Below are 15,460 nucleotides of genomic sequence, written 5' to 3'. Positions count from 1 at the left end.
ATGCCTGTATCCCGACTCGATGCCTGTTTCCAGCGCCTGCGCGAGCAGCAGCGCAAGGCGCTGATTCCCTTCATCACTGCCGGTGATCCCTCGCTGGAGGCCACCGTGCCGGTCATGCACGCGCTGGTTGAGGCCGGTGCCGATGTGATCGAGCTGGGCGTGCCGTTCTCCGACCCGATGGCCGATGGCCCGACCATCCAGCGCAGCTCCGAGCGCGCGCTGGCACGGGGGGCTGGCAGCCGCTACGTCCTGCAGGCCGTGGCGCAGTTCCGCGAGCGCGACGCGCAGACCCCGGTGGTGCTGATGGGCTACCTCAACCCGGTGGAGATCCATGGCTACGCGGTCTTCGCCAAGGCCGCCGTTGACGCAGGCGTGGACGGCGTACTGCTGGTCGACCTGCCGCCGGAAGAAGCGGTTGAAGCGCAGCAGGCCTTCGATGCAGCCGGCCTGGCACTGGTCCTGCTGGCGTCGCCGACCACCAGCGAAGCGCGGGCCGACAAGCTGCTGGCGCTGGCCCGTGGCTACCTCTACTACGTCAGCTTTGCCGGTGTCACCGGCGCGTCCGAACGCCTGGACAGCGACGCCGCCAGTGCCCGCCTGCAGGCCCTGCGCGCGCGCGCTTCAGTGCCGGTGGTTGCTGGCTTCGGCATCAAGGACGCCGCCAGTGCGGCGGCGATGGCGCGCCAGGCCGATGGCGTGGTGGTCGGCAGTGCACTGGTGGCGGTGCTGGCCGAAGCGGGCTCGGCTGAAGAGGCCGCGCAGCGTGCTGGAGACTTCCTGGCCCCGCTGCGGCAGGCGCTGGACGCGTAACGGTCGTGCCGGCCGCTGGCCGGCATCTGCCTGACGGCCACATGCAAGTGCTGCCGGCCAGCGGCCGGCACTACCCATGGGTCTGCACGTAGGGGGCTGCCGGCCAGCGGCCGGCATGACCCAGCACCTAAACGTACGTCCCAGCATGGTTTTTTCCGGCGGCCCCGTGGCCGGCAAGGGGGTGCACGGGCGGGGAAAGCGGAGCTAGACTGTCCGCCTTTGCGGCCCTCGGGCCGCCCTGAACGGAAGTGTCCTCCCGCATGAGTTGGCTCAGCAAGTTGATGCCGTCCGGCATCCGCACCGACAACACCCCCAGCAAGAAGCGCAGTGTCCCCGAGGGCCTGTGGGAAAAGTGCAGCAACTGCGGCAGCGCGTTGTACCGTCCGGAACTGGAAGAGAACCTGGAGGTCTGCCCGAAGTGCGGCCACCACATGGCGATTCGCGCGCGTGCGCGCCTGGCCGCCCTGTTCGACGCCGACAGCACCACCGAGATCGGTGCGCGCCTGGGCCCGACCGACCTGCTCAAGTTCAAGGACCAGAAGAAGTACAGCGAGCGCATCAAGATCGCGCAGAAGAACACGGGTGAGTACGACGCGCTGATCGCCATGCGCGGCCTGCTCAAGGGCCGTGCGCTGGTCGCATCGTCGTTCGACTTCGCCTTCATGGGCGGCTCGATGGGCTCGGTGGTGGGTGAGCGTTTCGCGCTGGCCGCCGAAACCGCAGTGGAGATCGGTGCCCCGTACGTGTGCTTCTCGCAGAGCGGCGGCGCGCGCATGCAGGAAGGCCTGTTCTCGCTGATGCAGATGGCCAAGACCTCGGCCGCACTGGGCAAGCTGCGTGAAGCGGGCCTGCCGTACATCTCGGTGCTGACCCACCCGACCACCGGTGGCGTGTCGGCCTCGTTCGCGATGCTGGGCGACATCAATATCGCCGAGCCGCAGGCACTGATCGGCTTTGCCGGTCCGCGCGTGATCGAGCAGACCGTGCGCGAGAAGCTGCCGGAAGGCTTCCAGCGTTCGGAGTTCCTGCTGGAACACGGTGCCATTGACCAGATCTGTGACCGCCGCGAGATGCGCGACCGCCTGTCCGATCTGCTGGCAATGCTGGGCCGTCAGCCGGCGCCGGAGGTGGCTTGATGGGAGGCCGCAAGTACTTCGGTACTGACGGCATCCGTGGGCGGGTCGGCCAAGGCGTGATCTCGGCCGATTTCGTGCTGCGCCTGGGCAACGCCCTGGGCCGTGTCCTGGTCGCCCAGCGCGGCCAGGACGGGCGCCGGCCGATCGTGGTGATCGGCAAGGACACCCGCATTTCCGGCTACATGTTCGAAGCGGCGCTGGAGGCCGGCCTGGTCGCTGCCGGCGCCGACGTGCAGCTGCTGGGGCCGATGCCGACCCCGGCGGTGGCGTTCCTGACCCGCACGCTGGGCGTGGACGCCGGCATCGTCATCAGCGCTTCGCACAACCCGCATTACGACAACGGCATCAAGTTCTTCTCCGCCCAGGGCGAGAAGCTCGACGACGCCACCGAACTGGCCCTGGAAGCGGCGCTGGACGTTCCGTTCACCACCGCCGAGTCGGAGAAGCTGGGCAAGGCTTCGCGCGCGCGCGAAGCGGTCGGCCGCTACATCGAGTTCTGCAAGGCCAGCGTGCCGCGCGCGTTCGACCTGCGTGGCGTGCGCTTGGTGCTGGATTGCGCGCACGGTGCCACCTACCAGATCGCACCGCTGCTGTTCCGCGAACTTGGCGCCGAGGTGATCGGCATCGGTGCCGAGCCCAACGGCGTCAACATCAACGCCGGTGTGGGTTCCACCCATATCGACAACCTGGCGGCCAAAGTCCGCGAGACCCGCGCCGATCTCGGCATCGCCTTCGATGGTGATGGCGACCGTGTGCTGATGGCCGACGACCAGGGCAACCCGGTCGACGGCGATGACCTGCTGTACATCCTGGCCCGCGCCTGGAAGGACGAAGGCCGCCTGCGCGGCCCGGTGGTCGGCACGCTGATGAGCAACTACGGCGTGGAGAAAGCTTTCGCCGATCTGCAGATCCCGTTCGTGCGCAGCAACGTTGGTGATCGATACGTGCACCAGGCGCTGGTCGAAGGCGGGGGCGTGCTTGGCGGTGAGGCCTCGGGCCACCTGCTGTGCCTGGACCGGGCGACCACCGGCGACGGTATTGTCAGTGCCCTGCAGGTACTGGTGGCACTGCGCAACGGCGGCCAGACCCTGCGCCAGGCGCTGAAGGGTTTGGAGCGGGTGCCGCAGAAAACGGTCAACGTGCGGTTGGGCAATGTCTCGGCCAAGGCGACGGTGCAGGCCGACAGTGTGCAGGCCGCGCTGGCAGCCGCGCAGCAGTCGGTGGCCGGCCGCGGTCGCGCGTTCCTGCGCCCGTCGGGTACCGAGCCGGTGGTGCGGGTTACCGTCGAAGCCGATGACGCCACGCTGATGCAGGAGACACTCGATCGCTTGTCCGCTGCGGTGCGCGAAGCCGCTGCCTGAGCAGCGTGGCAATCCCGCGTGTTGCACCCGACATGGCCGCGTATGCGGCCATGTTTTTTTCTGGGAGGGGGACTCAACCGTGCGCGACCCGCGATCGCGTTCAGCTGCGGCTGCGCACCTTGTGACGCGTCGTGTACGGGCGTTTCCGACCGCTGGGTCCTGCCCGCATCAGCGCGCGGGCAGGTGCTCTGGCATTGCACCTTGTGCGGCGCGTGACATCGCCCGCTGCCACTTCCAGGTGTCCCGGCACATGTCGGTGAGATCGTGACGCGCCTTCCAGCCCAGCTCGCGCAGCGCCAGCGAGGCATCGGCGAAGCTGACCGCGATGTCGCCATCGCGCCGCGGTACGATGCGGAACGGAACCCGCACGCCGGTGGTGAGTTCGAAGGCCTGGATCAGTTCCAGCACGCTGTGGCCCTGGCCGGTGCCAAGGTTGAGGGTGATGCTGCGCCGCTGGTCGCGAAGGAACTGCAGGGCCAGCACGTGGGCGCTGGCGACGTCCTGCACATGGATGTAGTCGCGCACGCCGGTACCATCATGGGTCGGATAGTCGTCCCCGAAGACCTGGACCTCCGGCAGCAGCCCGGCGGCGACCTGCGCGATGTAGGGCATCAGGTTGCTCGGCGTGCCATGCGGAAGCTCGCCGATCAGCGCGCTGGCGTGGGCGCCGACCGGGTTGAAGTAGCGCAGCGTCGCAATATGCAGGTCCTGGCCCGTTGCCGCCAGGTCGGCAAGCAGCTGCTCGACCACCAGCTTGGTGCGCCCATAGGGCGTCATCGCACAGGTTGAAGCGGTCTCGGCCACCGGGCATTGGTCCTGGTTGCCGTACACCGTTGCCGAAGAGCTGAAGACCAGCAACTGCACGCCTGCATCCTGCATGGCACCGAGCAGGGCAATCGAACCGCTGATGTTGCTGTCGAAATACTGCAGTGGAATCTTCTGGGATTCGCCCACGGACTTGAGCGCTGCGAAGTGCAGTACGGCATCGATCGCGTGCTCCTGCATCAAGGCGGCCATGCGCGGCCGGTCCCGGATGTCAGCCTGCACGAACACCGGTGCCGTGCCGGTGATCCGTCCGATGCGCTCGACCACGCTGGCGTCGCTGTTGCACAGCGAGTCCACGATGACCACGCAGTGCCCCTGCTGCTGCAGCTCCACGCATGCATGCGAGCCGATGTAGCCAGCACCGCCGGTCACCAGTACGTTCATTGCCTTCACTGTTCCTTTGAGTCCATTCGAAAAACGGGTGCTGCCGCGATCAAGATGAACGTGGCCTCCTAAGGGCCAGGCACCATCTTCTTCTGCCGCGCCTTGAAGCCGTTGAAGATCGGCGCGATCAACGGGTTGTAGCTCCATGCGATGCGCTTGCGCAGCCAGCTGGCCGGCCGGTTGCGGATCGCGAAGCGATAGATCCGCTCCGGATCGCCGCCAATCACGTTGCGGCCGAAGGGATGGGTGGTGTGCAGGTAGCGGAAGCCCTGTTCGCGTGCCACTTCGATGTAGTCATCGTCGAAGTCACCATAGGGCCAGCACAGCGTATCGGAGACTTCGCCGAGCTTCTCCAGCAGCGTCTGCTTCGCCATGGCCAGGTCGCCGCTGATGCCTTCGCGGCGCTGCGCACGGTCCAGGTCATCGCGCTTGAGCCAACGGGTGTGGCTGTGGGTATGGCAGTGGACCTCGAACGTGCCGGCTTCGATTGCCGCACGCGCTTCGCTCCAGCGCATCATCACTTCGTCGCTGCGGCCCTGCTTGTAGATCAGGTCCTCGCAGGCGCGATGTTCCGGCGTGGCCGGCAGCTCGGCGCCTTCGATGCCTGCATGCGGGCGGATCGGACCTTCGTGCATCCAGCCGGTGACCACGAACACCACCGCATGCATGCCGTATTTCTGCAGGATCGGATGGGCGTAGACCCAGTTGTCCAGGTAGCCGTCGTCGAACGTGATCACGATCGATTTGCGCGGCACCGGCTTCCCGGCGAGAAAGCCGGCGTACTGGTCCAGCGTCAGCGAGGTCCAGCCGGTCCGTGCGAGCCAGGCGATCTGGCTCTCGAAGTTCTCCGGGGATACGGTGATCATTCCCGGCGAGTTGCTGACATGGTGGTGCATCAGCACCGGTACGGTTCTGGCGTTAGCCATGACCCAGCTCCTTCAACCATTGGAGGTAGTAGTTTTCAGTGGCCTCTCCGTGGCCGGCCGCGCTGAACTGCTTGGCGCTGCGGATCCAGTCCCAACCGGCGCGGCCCATCTGCCGGCGACGTTCCTGATCATCCACCAGCAGCCGCAACGCACCAGTGAGGGCGGCGTCATCACCCAGCCGGGTGAGGATGGCATTGCTGCCTTCCACCACCATTTCAGGCACGCCGCCAACGCGATGCGAGACGATCGGCAGTGCCGCCTGCGCCGCCTCGAGGAACACGGTCCCCGAGGCTTCCTTGTGGGTGGCCAGGGCGAAGATGTCGAAACCGGCCATCAGCCGGTGTGCGTCGCTGCGGAAGCCGAGCAGGTGCACCTGGCGCTCCAGCCCGAGTTCGCTGCGCAGGGCCTGCAGGCGGCCCATGACCGGCTCGCCGTCGCCGACCACGGCCAGGTGCAGGTCGGGATTGGTCTTGCATAGTGGCGCCATGGCGCGCAGCAGCTCGGCATGGCCCTTGGGCTCGCGCAGCACGGCCACGCAGCCGACCACGATGTCGCGCTCGGCGAAACCGAGTTCGGCGCGGACCTGTGCGCGGGTGGCCTGCAGGTTCTCCCAGGGATCGCCCTGCTCGGTCATGCCCCAGCGCGGCGGCGTCGCCATGGGGGGCACGATGCCGATGTGCTCGGCGGCAATGCCGCGGTCGACCAGCAGTCGCTTGACGAAATCGCTGACGGTGATGATCCGGTGCGGAAGACCGGTATAGGTCAGTAACGAATTGACCGGACTCATCAGGTGGCGCGAGCGCACCACCAGTGGCGTGCCGCCCAGGCGTGCGCCGGCCGCGGCGATCAGTGCGTCGCGGCGGCTGGTGGTGTTGACCACGTCGTAGCGTTCGCGGCGTACCAGGCGGGACACCGACCAGATGCCGCGCAGCAGCCGTGCCAGGCCGCCCATGCGCAGGGTATGCACGGTGAAGCCATCGTCGCGCGCGAGCTGGGCCAGGCGGGCATCGGGCTGGCACAGCAGCGACACCTGGTGCCCACGCGCACGCATCACCTGCATGTGGCGGAAGATGTAGATCTCCTGGCCGCCCATTCCCCGGGCAGCTTCGGTATGCAGGATCCGCAGCGAGCGTTTCATGGAATCCATCCTCTGTGGTCAGCGGTTGCGGAAGCGGGTCAGCGCTTCCCATGCGGTACGGACGGCGCCGGCATCCGGGGCCTGGCGCGGCAGCGGGCGGTAGTGCCGGTCGAGCGCGGTGGCGTTGCCGAACTTGTCGAACACGTAGATGGCATCGCCATGGCGGACGGCGCGTTGTGACCAGCTTTCCACCACCAGTGCGCGCTCGCCTGCGGGTTCGGCCAGCAGATCCTGGCCGGTGCTGAAGTCGCTCAGTGCGTTCTCGCAGCCCAGGGCGTGGCGCATCAACGTCGGCACCCAGTCCTCATGTGAACTGGTGCGTGTCTCATGGCCGCTGGCCTGGCCGGGCCAGTGCAGCACGAACGGCACCTGCAGCTGGTAGTCGGAGAAGTTGCCGTTGTGGCCCCAGTAGTTCAGCTTCAGGTCGTTGAACTCCTCGGCGTGGTCGCCGGTGACCAGGACGATGGTGTTCTGATCCAGGCCCTGCGCGCGCAGATCGTCCAGCAGGGTGCCGACGAGGCTGTCGGCGTAATGCACGGCGGTCCGGTAACGGTTCAGTTCCGGGGCCGGGTCGTGGTCCGGACCGAACTTGAGGAAGTCGATTTCCTGCGCCATCGGGGTCGCCAGCGGCGGGTAACCTGCAGGCATGTGGTAGGGCGCGTGGGTGGAATCGAGGAAGACGAAGCCGAACCACGGCGTGTGCGCTGCCTGGCTGGCACGGATGTCCTTCTGAAGCGAGGCCACGATGCTGCTGTCACGGCCTTCCGAACCCAGGCCGGGCGGGCCTTGGTGCAGCCGGTCGCGGACGTCCGCAAATGCAGTGCGGTCGAATTCCGGGCTGTACATCGGCGCGCTGCCGTACAGATGCAGGTCGTACCCCTGCTGGCCCAGCACCTTGAACAGCTGTGAGCCGCGCTGTTCGTCAAGCATGCTTTGCCAGTAGCCGCCCGGCAGGCCGTAGAGCAGGCCGAACAGGCCATAGCGGGTGGCGTTGCCCGTGCTGAAATGGCGGTCGTAGACACGAGCGGAGGCCGCCAGTGCCGAGGTGTTCGGCATGATCTGCGGAGTAAGCGCATCGTGGCGCAGCGATTCCAGCACGACCATCAGTACATTGGGCCGCTGTGGGCTCTGGCAGCGCAGTGGCTGCAGCGGATACAGCAGCTGCGCATGGCGAGGATCGGGCAGGCCGACCTGCTGTTCACTGACCACGCCCAGCCTGCGCATGAAGCTCTTGGCGGTGATCGGCTGGGCCCAGGGCAGGTAGTTCCACTGGGCAATCACGTCACGGTCGCCGCGTGCGTCGTAGTAGGCGGTGGCCACCTGGCCGCTCGCCATCAGCAGGGCGACCACCGCCCAGGCCTGCAGCACCCTGCGCCGGCGTGGCGCGGCCGGCAGCAGCTTCCAGCACGCCCAGGCCAGGATGCCCTCGGCGGTGAAGATGGCTGCCACCAGCAGGCCGACCTGCACCCAGGTCTTCCACGACAACGCAACCTGGTCCTGCAGGGCGCCGCCGAACACCATGTTCAGGACCATGGCATTGAGGTGGAAGCGGTACAGGGTGAACACCTTGGCGTCGACCAGCAGCAGGCACAACCACAAGCCCTGCAGCAGTACCGCACTGATGCTCAGCGTGCGCGCGCTGCGCGGCCACAGGCCCAGCAGCAGTGGCAGCGCGCCGGCCAGCGCGCCGAAGGCGAGCAGGTGCCCGGGCAGGGCAATCGCGAGATAGGCCAGGCCCTGGTGGCCGCCCGGGTTGTCGTACAGCGGCACGTTGCCGAGGGTGATCATCGTCGCCAGCAGTGCATTGCCCAGGACGAACAGGGACCACCACGCAAGCCGGCGCCAGCGAAGGGCAGGGCCCGCAGAGGGAAGGGCGATGGCGGCTGGGGCGTCGGGCATGGTGCGTCGGGTCGGGGAGGCGCGGTCGGGGCTTGCGCTGCCAACGTGATGGATTCGTTAAATTGTGCGCAGGTGGCGCATTGTATCGATTTGTTTCCGAGGATCGAGTAGCGTCCGCCGGGTGATCTGTCACAATGTTCAGGCGGGCCATGAATGCGCAGGCCCCCCAGACCCAATGACAAGCCAGGAATTGCTGTGAGCCAGATCCCCACCCTCGACATCACCCGTTTCGACAGCGACCGCGAGGCCTTCGTGGCCGAGCTGGGCGCGGCCTACCGCCAATGGGGATTCGCGGGCATCCGCAACCACGGCATTCCGCAGGCCGACATCGACGCGGCCTACGATGCCTTCAAGGCCTTCTTCGCCCTGCCGGAAGAGGTCAAGCGCAAGTACCACGTGGCCGGCAGCGGCGGCGCCCGCGGCTATACCCCCTTCGGCGTGGAAACCGCCAAGGGCTCCAAGCACTTCGACCTGAAGGAGTTCTGGCACATCGGTCGTGAAATCGCCGACGACTCCAAGTACCGCGATGTGATGGCACCGAACCTGTGGCCGACCGAGGTCGAGGGCTTCCGTGAGCGCGGCTACGGCCTGTACCAGGCGCTGGACAACCTGGGTTCGCGCGTGCTGTCCGCGCTGGCCCTGCACATCGGCCTGCCGGAAGACTTCTTCGCCGACAAGACCAACTTCGGCAACTCGATCCTGCGCCCGATCCACTACCCGCCGATCACCACCGACGACATCCCGAACGTGCGTGCCGGCGCGCATGGCGACATCAACTTCATCACCCTGCTGGTCGGCGCCAGCGCCGCGGGCCTGGAGGTGCAGTCGCATGAGGGCGAGTGGGTGCCGTTCACCTCGGACGCGGACACCATCGTGGTCAACATCGGCGACATGCTGCAGCGCCTGACCAACCATGTGTACCCGTCGACGATCCATCGCGTGGTCAACCCCCCGGGCGAGCTGGCCCGCCAGCCGCGCTACTCGGTGCCGTTCTTCCTGCACCCGAACCCGGATTTCCTGATCGACGTGCTGCCCTCGTGCATCACCCCGGAGAACCCGAGCCGGTACCCGGAGCCGATCACCGCCCACGGCTTCCTCGAGGAGCGCCTGCGCGAGATCAAGCTGAAGTAAAGAAAAGTGAGACCGCCGAAAGGCGGCCTTTTTCTTTGCAGGGTTGCACTCTGCACCCGCGGTAGTGCCGGCCGCTGGCCGGCAAGTCCAAAGCCAAAGCAGCTCTGGGTTTCTGCGTGTTGGGCGGGGCGGTGTGGGTTGGCAGGACACGCCGTGAACCCCCAGACCGGCCCAGCCGCTGGCGGCTGGGCGTTCGGGCGCTTGCGAAGCGGTGCTTCGCAAGCAAAGCGCCCTCACCCCTGGGGGCTCGATGGCGCCATCCATGGCGCCAACGGTCCTGCCAACCCACACCTCCCCGCCTTCGACAGTTTCCCGGTGACGGTTGGTGGGTGTCGACCTTGGTCGACACGGTAGATCCACGCCTTGCGTGGATGAGATCTGTCGGATCGAAGTGGGGTAGGGGTTGGTCCAGCCGGCAGCAACCCGGAATGCAGCTTTTGCCTTTGCTCTTGCTCTTCTTTTTTCTTTCCGTGGCGGGCGGAACCGCCGGACTGTGTCAGAGGCCGGGCGGGTGGGGATGGCGGGGGTGTCCGCGGCATGGATGCCGCGGCCAAGCCCCCAGGGACGGGTTTACGGCGTCCCCCGGCATCCTCACCCGCCCGGCCAATCTCACCAATCCAACCGGTGATACGCGACCAACCCGCCCCCCGCCACGAGGGGCTGCGCCGTTGGCTGAAAATCCATGTAACCGCTTACAAGGAAACGGATTTTTGCCGCAGCGGGTATCATGACCGGCTGACTTCACACAGGAGCCACCCGCTCATGCGCCGCAAGATCGTCGCCGGAAACTGGAAGCTGCATGGCAGCCGTCAATTCGCCAATGAACTGCTGGGGCAGGTGGCTGCCGGGCTGCCGCTGGAGGGGGTGGACGTGGTGATCCTGCCGCCGCTGCCGTACCTGGGCGAGCTGGTCGAGGACTTCGGCGAGACCGGCCTGGCCTTTGGCGCGCAGGACGTGAGCAGCAACGAGAAGGGCGCCTACACCGGCGAGGTCTGCGCGGCCATGCTGGTCGAGGTCGGGGCCCGCTATGGCCTGGTCGGCCATTCCGAGCGCCGCCAGTACCACCACGAGAGCAGCGAGCTGGTCGCGCGCAAGTTCGCCGCCGCCCAGCACGCCGGCCTGGTGCCGGTGCTGTGCGTGGGCGAGACCCTGGAACAGCGCGAGGCCGGGCAGACCGAAGCGGTCATCGCCAGCCAGCTGGCACCGGTGCTGGAGCTGGTTGGCGCGGCCGGTTTCGCCCAGGCTGTGGTCGCCTATGAGCCGGTCTGGGCCATCGGTACCGGCCGTACCGCCACCAAGGAGCAGGCACAGCAGGTGCACGCGTTCATCCGTGGCGAAGTCGCGCGTATCGATGCTAGAATCGCTGATTCACTGCCCATTGTTTACGGCGGTAGCGTGAAGCCCGACAATGCCGGGGAACTGTTCGCGCAGCCGGATGTCGATGGTGGGCTGGTCGGCGGCGCCTCCCTGGTGGCTGCGGACTTCCTGGCCATCGCAAGGGCGGCGGCCGCGAACTAATCCTAGAAGTATTGTCCGAGGGCGGTTTCCAATGCTGATGTTGATCCTCAATGTCGTCTACGTGCTGGTCGCTGTGGCCATGATCGCGCTGATCCTGATGCAGCGTGGCTCGGGTGCGGCGGCGGGTTCGGGCTTTGGTGCCGGCGCCTCGGGTACGGTGTTCGGTGCGCGTGGCGCCTCGAACTTCCTGTCCAAGTCGACCAAGTGGCTGGCCGTCGTGTTCTTCGGCATCAGCCTCTTCATGGCCTGGTATGCCGGTCATGGCAGTCGTCCGGCGGCCGACCAGGATCTGGGCTTGATGTCCGCCCCGGCGGCGGTCGCTCCGGCGGCTCCGGCAGGCGAATTGCCGGCCGTTCCGAAGGCTGATGCGGTCCCGGCCGCCCCGGTTCCGGCCGCGAATGTGCCGGCTCAGGCGGAATCTTCGGTTTCTGGTGAAGAAAAGCCTTCGGAAGGCTCCCAGAAACACTGAAGCCGGTTACAATACGCGGCGCATCGGGAAGATAGTCTGATGTGATCGTTTGCCCAGGTGGCGGAATTGGTAGACGCACTACCTTGAGGTGGTAGCGACTTAGGTCGTAGGGGTTCGAGTCCCCTCTTGGGCACCATTTGTAAGTAAAGCGGGTTCGCCTGGCGCGCAAGGCGCCAGGTAGATTCCCGTCCACTCCCCCATGCCAAAGCGCCTGCAGGCGCAGCGGCAGAGGCAAGAGAGAATCGCTGTGCTGGCCGAATATTTGCCGTCTCTGCTGTTTCTGATCGTTGCCACCGGTATCGGCATTACGCTGATGCTGGTTGGTCGATTCCTCGGTCCCCGCCGCCCCGATCTGGAAAAGCTGTCGCCGTACGAGTGCGGCTTCGAGGCCTTCGAAGACGCGCGCATGAAGTTCGACGTGCGCTACTACCTGATCGCGATCCAGTTCATCGTCTTCGACCTGGAAATCATCTTCATCGTGCCGTGGACCCAGGTCTTCATGGAGCTGGGCGCGCGTTCGCTCGTCACCATGGGCCTGTTCGTCGGCATGCTGTTCCTCGGTTTCATTTACGTCTGGAAGAAGGGAGCGCTGGAATGGGAGTGATTCAGACTCTCGATGGCCTCATGAACAACCCCACGCCGGAAGGCCGGGTTGATGACATCCTGCGGCCGGAAGGCGACAACCCGCTGCTGGAAAAGGGCTTCGTCACCACCAGCGTCGATGCACTGCTGAACTGGGCGCGCACCGGCTCGATGTGGCCGATGACCTTTGGTCTGGCCTGCTGCGCGGTCGAGATGATGCACGCCGGCGCCGCGCGCCTGGACCTTGACCGCTACGGCGTGGTGTTCCGCCCGTCGCCGCGCCAGTCCGACGTGATGATCGTGGCCGGTACCCTGGTCAACAAGATGGCCCCGGCGCTGCGCAAGGTCTACGACCAGATGCCGGACCCGAAGTGGGTCATCTCGATGGGTAGCTGCGCCAATGGTGGCGGCTATTACCACTACTCCTATTCTGTCGTGCGCGGCTGTGATCGCGTGGTGCCGGTGGACGTCTACGTCCCGGGTTGCCCGCCGACCGCCGAGGCGCTGGTGTACGGGATCCTGCAGCTGCAGAAGAAGATCTGGCGTACACAGACCATCGCCCGCTGACCCCTTCACCTGACAAGAGCGCGCCAAGCCCCCATGGCAGAGCAAGCATCCTTCATCGACCGACTCTCCGCACGTTTCGCTGGTGCGAAGGTCATCGTGGTCGAACCCCGCGGCGAAGTGACGCTGGAAGTGCCTGCCGCCGAGTGGCACGCCACCGCCCTGGCGCTGCGTGACGAGTTTGGTTTCGAGCAGGCCGTGGATCTCTGCGGCGTCGATTACCTGGGTTATGGCTCCGACGAATGGGACACCGCCGACGTGTCCTCGCAGGGCTTCAGCCGTGGCGTCGAAGGCAAGGCCCAGGGCCGTTTCGCGTGGGGTGAGTTCCCCACCGAGGAAAACGGTGCCGACGGTGCCCGCCCGCAGCACATGCCGACCCAGCGTTTCGCCGTGGTCGCCCAGCTGCGCTCGTACCAGCACAACCTGATGATGCACCTGCGCTGCTTCGCCCCTGACGAAGCACTGCCGGTGGTGTCCTCGCTGACCGGCATCTGGCCGGGCCTGAACTGGTTTGAGCGCGAAGCGTTCGACCTGTACGGCGTGATCTTCGAAGGCCACCCGGACCTGCGCCGGATCCTGACCGACTACGGTTTCGTCGGCCATCCGTTCCGCAAGGACTTCCCGCTGATCGGCAATGTCGAAGTCCGCTACGACGAAGAAAAGAAGCGCGTGATCTACGAACCGGTCACCTCGGTGGAGCCGCGTGTCGGCGTGCCGCGCGTGATCCGCGACGACGCCCGTCTGCAGACCGCAGAAGGTGAGCGCGCGCAGGAGGCAGTGAAGTGAGCCACGTACACCAGGCCGGCGAAGCATTCGCCAGCAACGCCGCCGAAAGCCGGCAGGAAATCCGCAACTACACCATGAACTTCGGCCCGCAGCATCCGGCCGCTCACGGTGTGCTGCGCCTGATCCTGGAAATGGACGGTGAAACCATCATGCGCGCCGACCCGCACGTGGGTCTGCTGCACCGTGGTACCGAAAAGCTGGCCGAGTCCAAGCCGTTCAACCAGTCGATCGGTTACATGGATCGACTGGATTACGTGTCGATGATGTGCAACGAGCACGCCTACGTGCGCGCGATCGAGACCCTGATGGGCATCGAGGCGCCGGAGCGTGCGCAGTACATCCGCACCATGTACGACGAGATCACCCGCATCCTCAACCACCTGATGTGGCTGGGCTCCAACGCGCTCGACCTGGGTGCGATGGCGGTGATGCTGTACGCCTTCCGCGAGCGCGAAGAGCTGATGGATTGCTATGAAGCAGTCTCCGGCGCACGCATGCACGCGGCGTACTACCGTCCGGGCGGTGTCTACCGCGACCTGCCGGACCACATGCCGAAGTACAAGGAGTCGCGCTGGCACAAGGGCAAGGCGCTGAAGCAGCTCAATGCTTCGCGCGAGGGCTCGCTGCTGGACTTCCTGGAGAACTTCACCGTCGAGTTCCCCAAGCGCATCGACGAATACGAAACCCTGCTGACCGACAACCGTATCTGGAAGCAGCGTACCGTCGGCATCGGCGTGGTGACGCCGGAACTGGCGCACCAGTGGGGCATGACCGGCGTGATGCTGCGTGGCTCGGGCGTGGCCTGGGACCTGCGCAAGAAGCGCCCGTACGCCAAGTACGATGCCGTCGATTTCGACATCCCGCTGGGCAAGGAAGGCGACTGCTACGACCGCTACCTGGTCCGCGTTGCCGAAATGCGCGAGTCCAACCGCATCATCAAGCAGTGCGTGGCGTGGCTGAAGGCCAACCCGGGCCCGGTGATGGTGAAGAACTTCAAGGTCGCTCCGCCCAGGCGCGAGGACATGAAGGACGACATGGAAGCGCTGATCCACCACTTCAAGCTGTTCAGCGAAGGCTACTGCGTGCCGGCCGGCGAGACCTACTCGGCGGTGGAAGCCCCGAAGGGCGAATTCGGCTGCTACCTGGTCTCCGATGGCGCCAACAAGCCGTTCCGCGTGCACCTGCGTGCGCCGGGCTTCGCCCACCTGTCCTCGATCGATTCGATCGTGCGCGGCCACATGCTGGCCGACGTGGTGGCGATGATCGGCACCTACGACCTGGTGTTCGGCGAGGTTGACCGGTAATGCCGTCCGCCACGCCAACGCCCGCTGCAGGCAGCCGGCGCAAGCCGGCGCCGCAGTTTCTGGAATTTCACGTTATGCATTTCGCTGAGGTCGGCCGATGAAGGCGACAGGTAATTTCGAGGCGGCGCGCGACGTCGACCCGATGGTGGTGCTGAGCGACAAGACCCGCGCTCACATCGATCACTGGCTGTCCAAGTTCCCGCCGGACCGCAAGCGCTCTGCCGTGCTGCAGGGCCTGCATGCGGCCCAGGAGCAGAACCAGGGCTGGCTGACCGACGAGCTGATCGCCGGCGTGGCCAAGTACCTTGATCTGCCGCCGGTGTGGGCCTACGAGGTCGCCAGCTTCTACTCGATGTTCGAGACCGAGAAGGTCGGCCGCAACAACGTGGCCATCTGCACCAACATCAGCTGCTGGCTCAATGGCGCCGAGGACATCGTGCGCCATTGCGAGAAGAAGCTGGGCATCAAGCACGGTGAATCGACCCCGGACGGCCGCGTCTACCTCAAGCGCGAGGAAGAGTGCCTGGCTGGCTGCGGTGGCGCGCCGATGATGGTCATCAACGGTCACTACCATGAGCGTCTGACCCTGGAAAAGGTCGACGAGCTGCTGGACGGGCTGGAGTAAGG

The 15,460-nt window shown here is 66.1% G+C and carries 15 protein-coding genes and 1 tRNA gene; 12 read left to right on the top strand and 4 right to left on the bottom strand.

The genetic code is table 11. The features are described from left to right. The 3 genes from trpA to glmM all read left to right on the top strand — a co-directional run bounded on the left by trpA (position 1) and on the right by glmM (position 3,307). Entirely contained in the window at positions 1-810 is an 810-nt protein-coding gene (gene trpA / locus AC5P67_RS04690; protein WP_099490318.1) for a tryptophan synthase subunit alpha, read from the top strand. Positions 811-1,070: 260 nt separating this feature from the next. Further along, positions 1,071-1,946 (top strand): acetyl-CoA carboxylase, carboxyltransferase subunit beta, encoded by an 876-nt coding sequence (gene accD / locus AC5P67_RS04685; protein WP_005410473.1) that lies wholly within the window; start codon positions 1,071-1,073, stop codon positions 1,944-1,946. Continuing rightward, positions 1,946-3,307: a phosphoglucosamine mutase gene (glmM, locus tag AC5P67_RS04680; RefSeq protein ID WP_012480885.1), complete on the top strand. Its 1,362-nt coding sequence runs from the start codon at positions 1,946-1,948 to the stop codon at positions 3,305-3,307. Before accD ends, glmM begins: the two co-directional genes overlap by 1 nt. A 168-nt stretch (positions 3,308-3,475) precedes the next feature. On the opposite strand, the gene galE is transcribed toward glmM, so the two are convergent. From galE to AC5P67_RS04660, 4 genes are all read right to left on the bottom strand, one after another. After that, complete coding sequence (gene galE / locus AC5P67_RS04675) at positions 3,476-4,516, bottom strand: UDP-glucose 4-epimerase GalE (protein WP_099490319.1); 1,041 nt, start codon at positions 4,514-4,516, stop codon at positions 3,476-3,478. 68 nt (positions 4,517-4,584) lie between these two features. Beyond that, on the bottom strand, positions 4,585-5,442 hold the full coding sequence (locus AC5P67_RS04670; RefSeq protein ID WP_005410470.1) for a polysaccharide deacetylase family protein: 858 nt from the start codon (positions 5,440-5,442) through the stop codon (positions 4,585-4,587). Beyond that, positions 5,435-6,580, bottom strand: a complete 1,146-nt coding sequence (locus tag AC5P67_RS04665) for a glycosyltransferase family 4 protein (RefSeq protein ID WP_065183947.1) — start codon at positions 6,578-6,580, stop codon at positions 5,435-5,437. Before AC5P67_RS04665 ends, AC5P67_RS04670 begins: the two co-directional genes overlap by 8 nt. A gap of 18 nt (positions 6,581-6,598) precedes the next feature. Continuing rightward, complete coding sequence (locus AC5P67_RS04660; protein ID WP_099490320.1) at positions 6,599-8,479, bottom strand: DUF3413 domain-containing protein; 1,881 nt, start codon at positions 8,477-8,479, stop codon at positions 6,599-6,601. A gap of 153 nt (positions 8,480-8,632) precedes the next feature. Here AC5P67_RS04660 and AC5P67_RS04655 point away from each other — a divergent pair, with 153 nt between their 5' ends. The 9 genes from AC5P67_RS04655 to nuoE all read left to right on the top strand — a co-directional run bounded on the left by AC5P67_RS04655 (position 8,633) and on the right by nuoE (position 15,458). Beyond that, complete coding sequence (locus AC5P67_RS04655) at positions 8,633-9,610, top strand: isopenicillin N synthase family dioxygenase (RefSeq protein ID WP_005410467.1); 978 nt, start codon at positions 8,633-8,635, stop codon at positions 9,608-9,610. 762 nt (positions 9,611-10,372) lie between these two features. Continuing rightward, a complete protein-coding gene (gene tpiA / locus AC5P67_RS04650) occupies positions 10,373-11,128 on the top strand; it encodes a triose-phosphate isomerase (RefSeq protein WP_005410466.1) in 756 nt (251 codons plus the stop codon). A gap of 31 nt (positions 11,129-11,159) precedes the next feature. Then, positions 11,160-11,597, top strand: coding sequence for a preprotein translocase subunit SecG (gene secG, locus AC5P67_RS04645; RefSeq protein ID WP_005410465.1), 438 nt, complete (start codon positions 11,160-11,162; stop codon positions 11,595-11,597). Between the two features lie 51 nt (positions 11,598-11,648). Further along, positions 11,649-11,733 (top strand) — tRNA-Leu (locus AC5P67_RS04640). A 111-nt stretch (positions 11,734-11,844) separates the two neighbouring features. Next, positions 11,845-12,201 (top strand): NADH-quinone oxidoreductase subunit A, encoded by a 357-nt coding sequence (locus AC5P67_RS04635; RefSeq protein ID WP_005414075.1) that lies wholly within the window; start codon positions 11,845-11,847, stop codon positions 12,199-12,201. After that, entirely contained in the window at positions 12,192-12,746 is a 555-nt protein-coding gene (locus AC5P67_RS04630; RefSeq protein ID WP_005410463.1) for a NuoB/complex I 20 kDa subunit family protein, read from the top strand. The genes AC5P67_RS04635 and AC5P67_RS04630 overlap by 10 nt, the downstream gene beginning before the upstream one ends. 33 nt (positions 12,747-12,779) lie before the next feature. Continuing rightward, complete coding sequence (locus AC5P67_RS04625) at positions 12,780-13,529, top strand: NADH-quinone oxidoreductase subunit C (protein WP_005410462.1); 750 nt, start codon at positions 12,780-12,782, stop codon at positions 13,527-13,529. Further along, positions 13,526-14,833, top strand: coding sequence for an NADH-quinone oxidoreductase subunit D (locus AC5P67_RS04620; protein ID WP_005410461.1), 1,308 nt, complete (start codon positions 13,526-13,528; stop codon positions 14,831-14,833). The genes AC5P67_RS04625 and AC5P67_RS04620 overlap by 4 nt, the downstream gene beginning before the upstream one ends. A gap of 97 nt (positions 14,834-14,930) precedes the next feature. After that, entirely contained in the window at positions 14,931-15,458 is a 528-nt protein-coding gene (gene nuoE, locus AC5P67_RS04615; RefSeq protein ID WP_005410460.1) for an NADH-quinone oxidoreductase subunit NuoE, read from the top strand. The last annotated feature ends 2 nt before the right edge of the window (positions 15,459-15,460 follow it).

Source organism: Stenotrophomonas sp. YJH_SMC_21, from assembly GCF_059369555.1.
Note: the sequence above shows the minus strand (reverse complement) of the source record. Positions and strands in the feature narration are given on the sequence as shown.

What these genes read in the sequence shown, in the direction of transcription:
- glmM (WP_012480885.1), top strand. Translation starts at nt 1,946, where the DNA reads ATGGGAGGCCGCAAGTACTTCGGTACTGACGGCATCCGTGGGCGGGTC.
- galE (WP_099490319.1), bottom strand. Translation starts at nt 4,516, where the DNA reads ATGAACGTACTGGTGACCGGCGGTGCTGGCTACATCGGCTCGCATGCA.
- secG (WP_005410465.1), top strand. Translation starts at nt 11,160, where the DNA reads ATGCTGATGTTGATCCTCAATGTCGTCTACGTGCTGGTCGCTGTGGCC.
- AC5P67_RS04625 (WP_005410462.1), top strand. Translation starts at nt 12,780, where the DNA reads ATGGCAGAGCAAGCATCCTTCATCGACCGACTCTCCGCACGTTTCGCT.
- AC5P67_RS04660 (WP_099490320.1), bottom strand. Translation starts at nt 8,479, where the DNA reads ATGCCCGACGCCCCAGCCGCCATCGCCCTTCCCTCTGCGGGCCCTGCC.
- nuoE (WP_005410460.1), top strand. Translation starts at nt 14,931, where the DNA reads ATGAAGGCGACAGGTAATTTCGAGGCGGCGCGCGACGTCGACCCGATG.
- AC5P67_RS04665 (WP_065183947.1), bottom strand. Translation starts at nt 6,580, where the DNA reads ATGAAACGCTCGCTGCGGATCCTGCATACCGAAGCTGCCCGGGGAATG.
- tpiA (WP_005410466.1), top strand. Translation starts at nt 10,373, where the DNA reads ATGCGCCGCAAGATCGTCGCCGGAAACTGGAAGCTGCATGGCAGCCGT.
- AC5P67_RS04670 (WP_005410470.1), bottom strand. Translation starts at nt 5,442, where the DNA reads ATGGCTAACGCCAGAACCGTACCGGTGCTGATGCACCACCATGTCAGC.
- AC5P67_RS04655 (WP_005410467.1), top strand. Translation starts at nt 8,633, where the DNA reads ATGCGCAGGCCCCCCAGACCCAATGACAAGCCAGGAATTGCTGTGAGC.
- AC5P67_RS04630 (WP_005410463.1), top strand. Translation starts at nt 12,192, where the DNA reads ATGGGAGTGATTCAGACTCTCGATGGCCTCATGAACAACCCCACGCCG.
- accD (WP_005410473.1), top strand. Translation starts at nt 1,071, where the DNA reads ATGAGTTGGCTCAGCAAGTTGATGCCGTCCGGCATCCGCACCGACAAC.
- trpA (WP_099490318.1), top strand. Translation starts at nt 1, where the DNA reads ATGCCTGTATCCCGACTCGATGCCTGTTTCCAGCGCCTGCGCGAGCAG.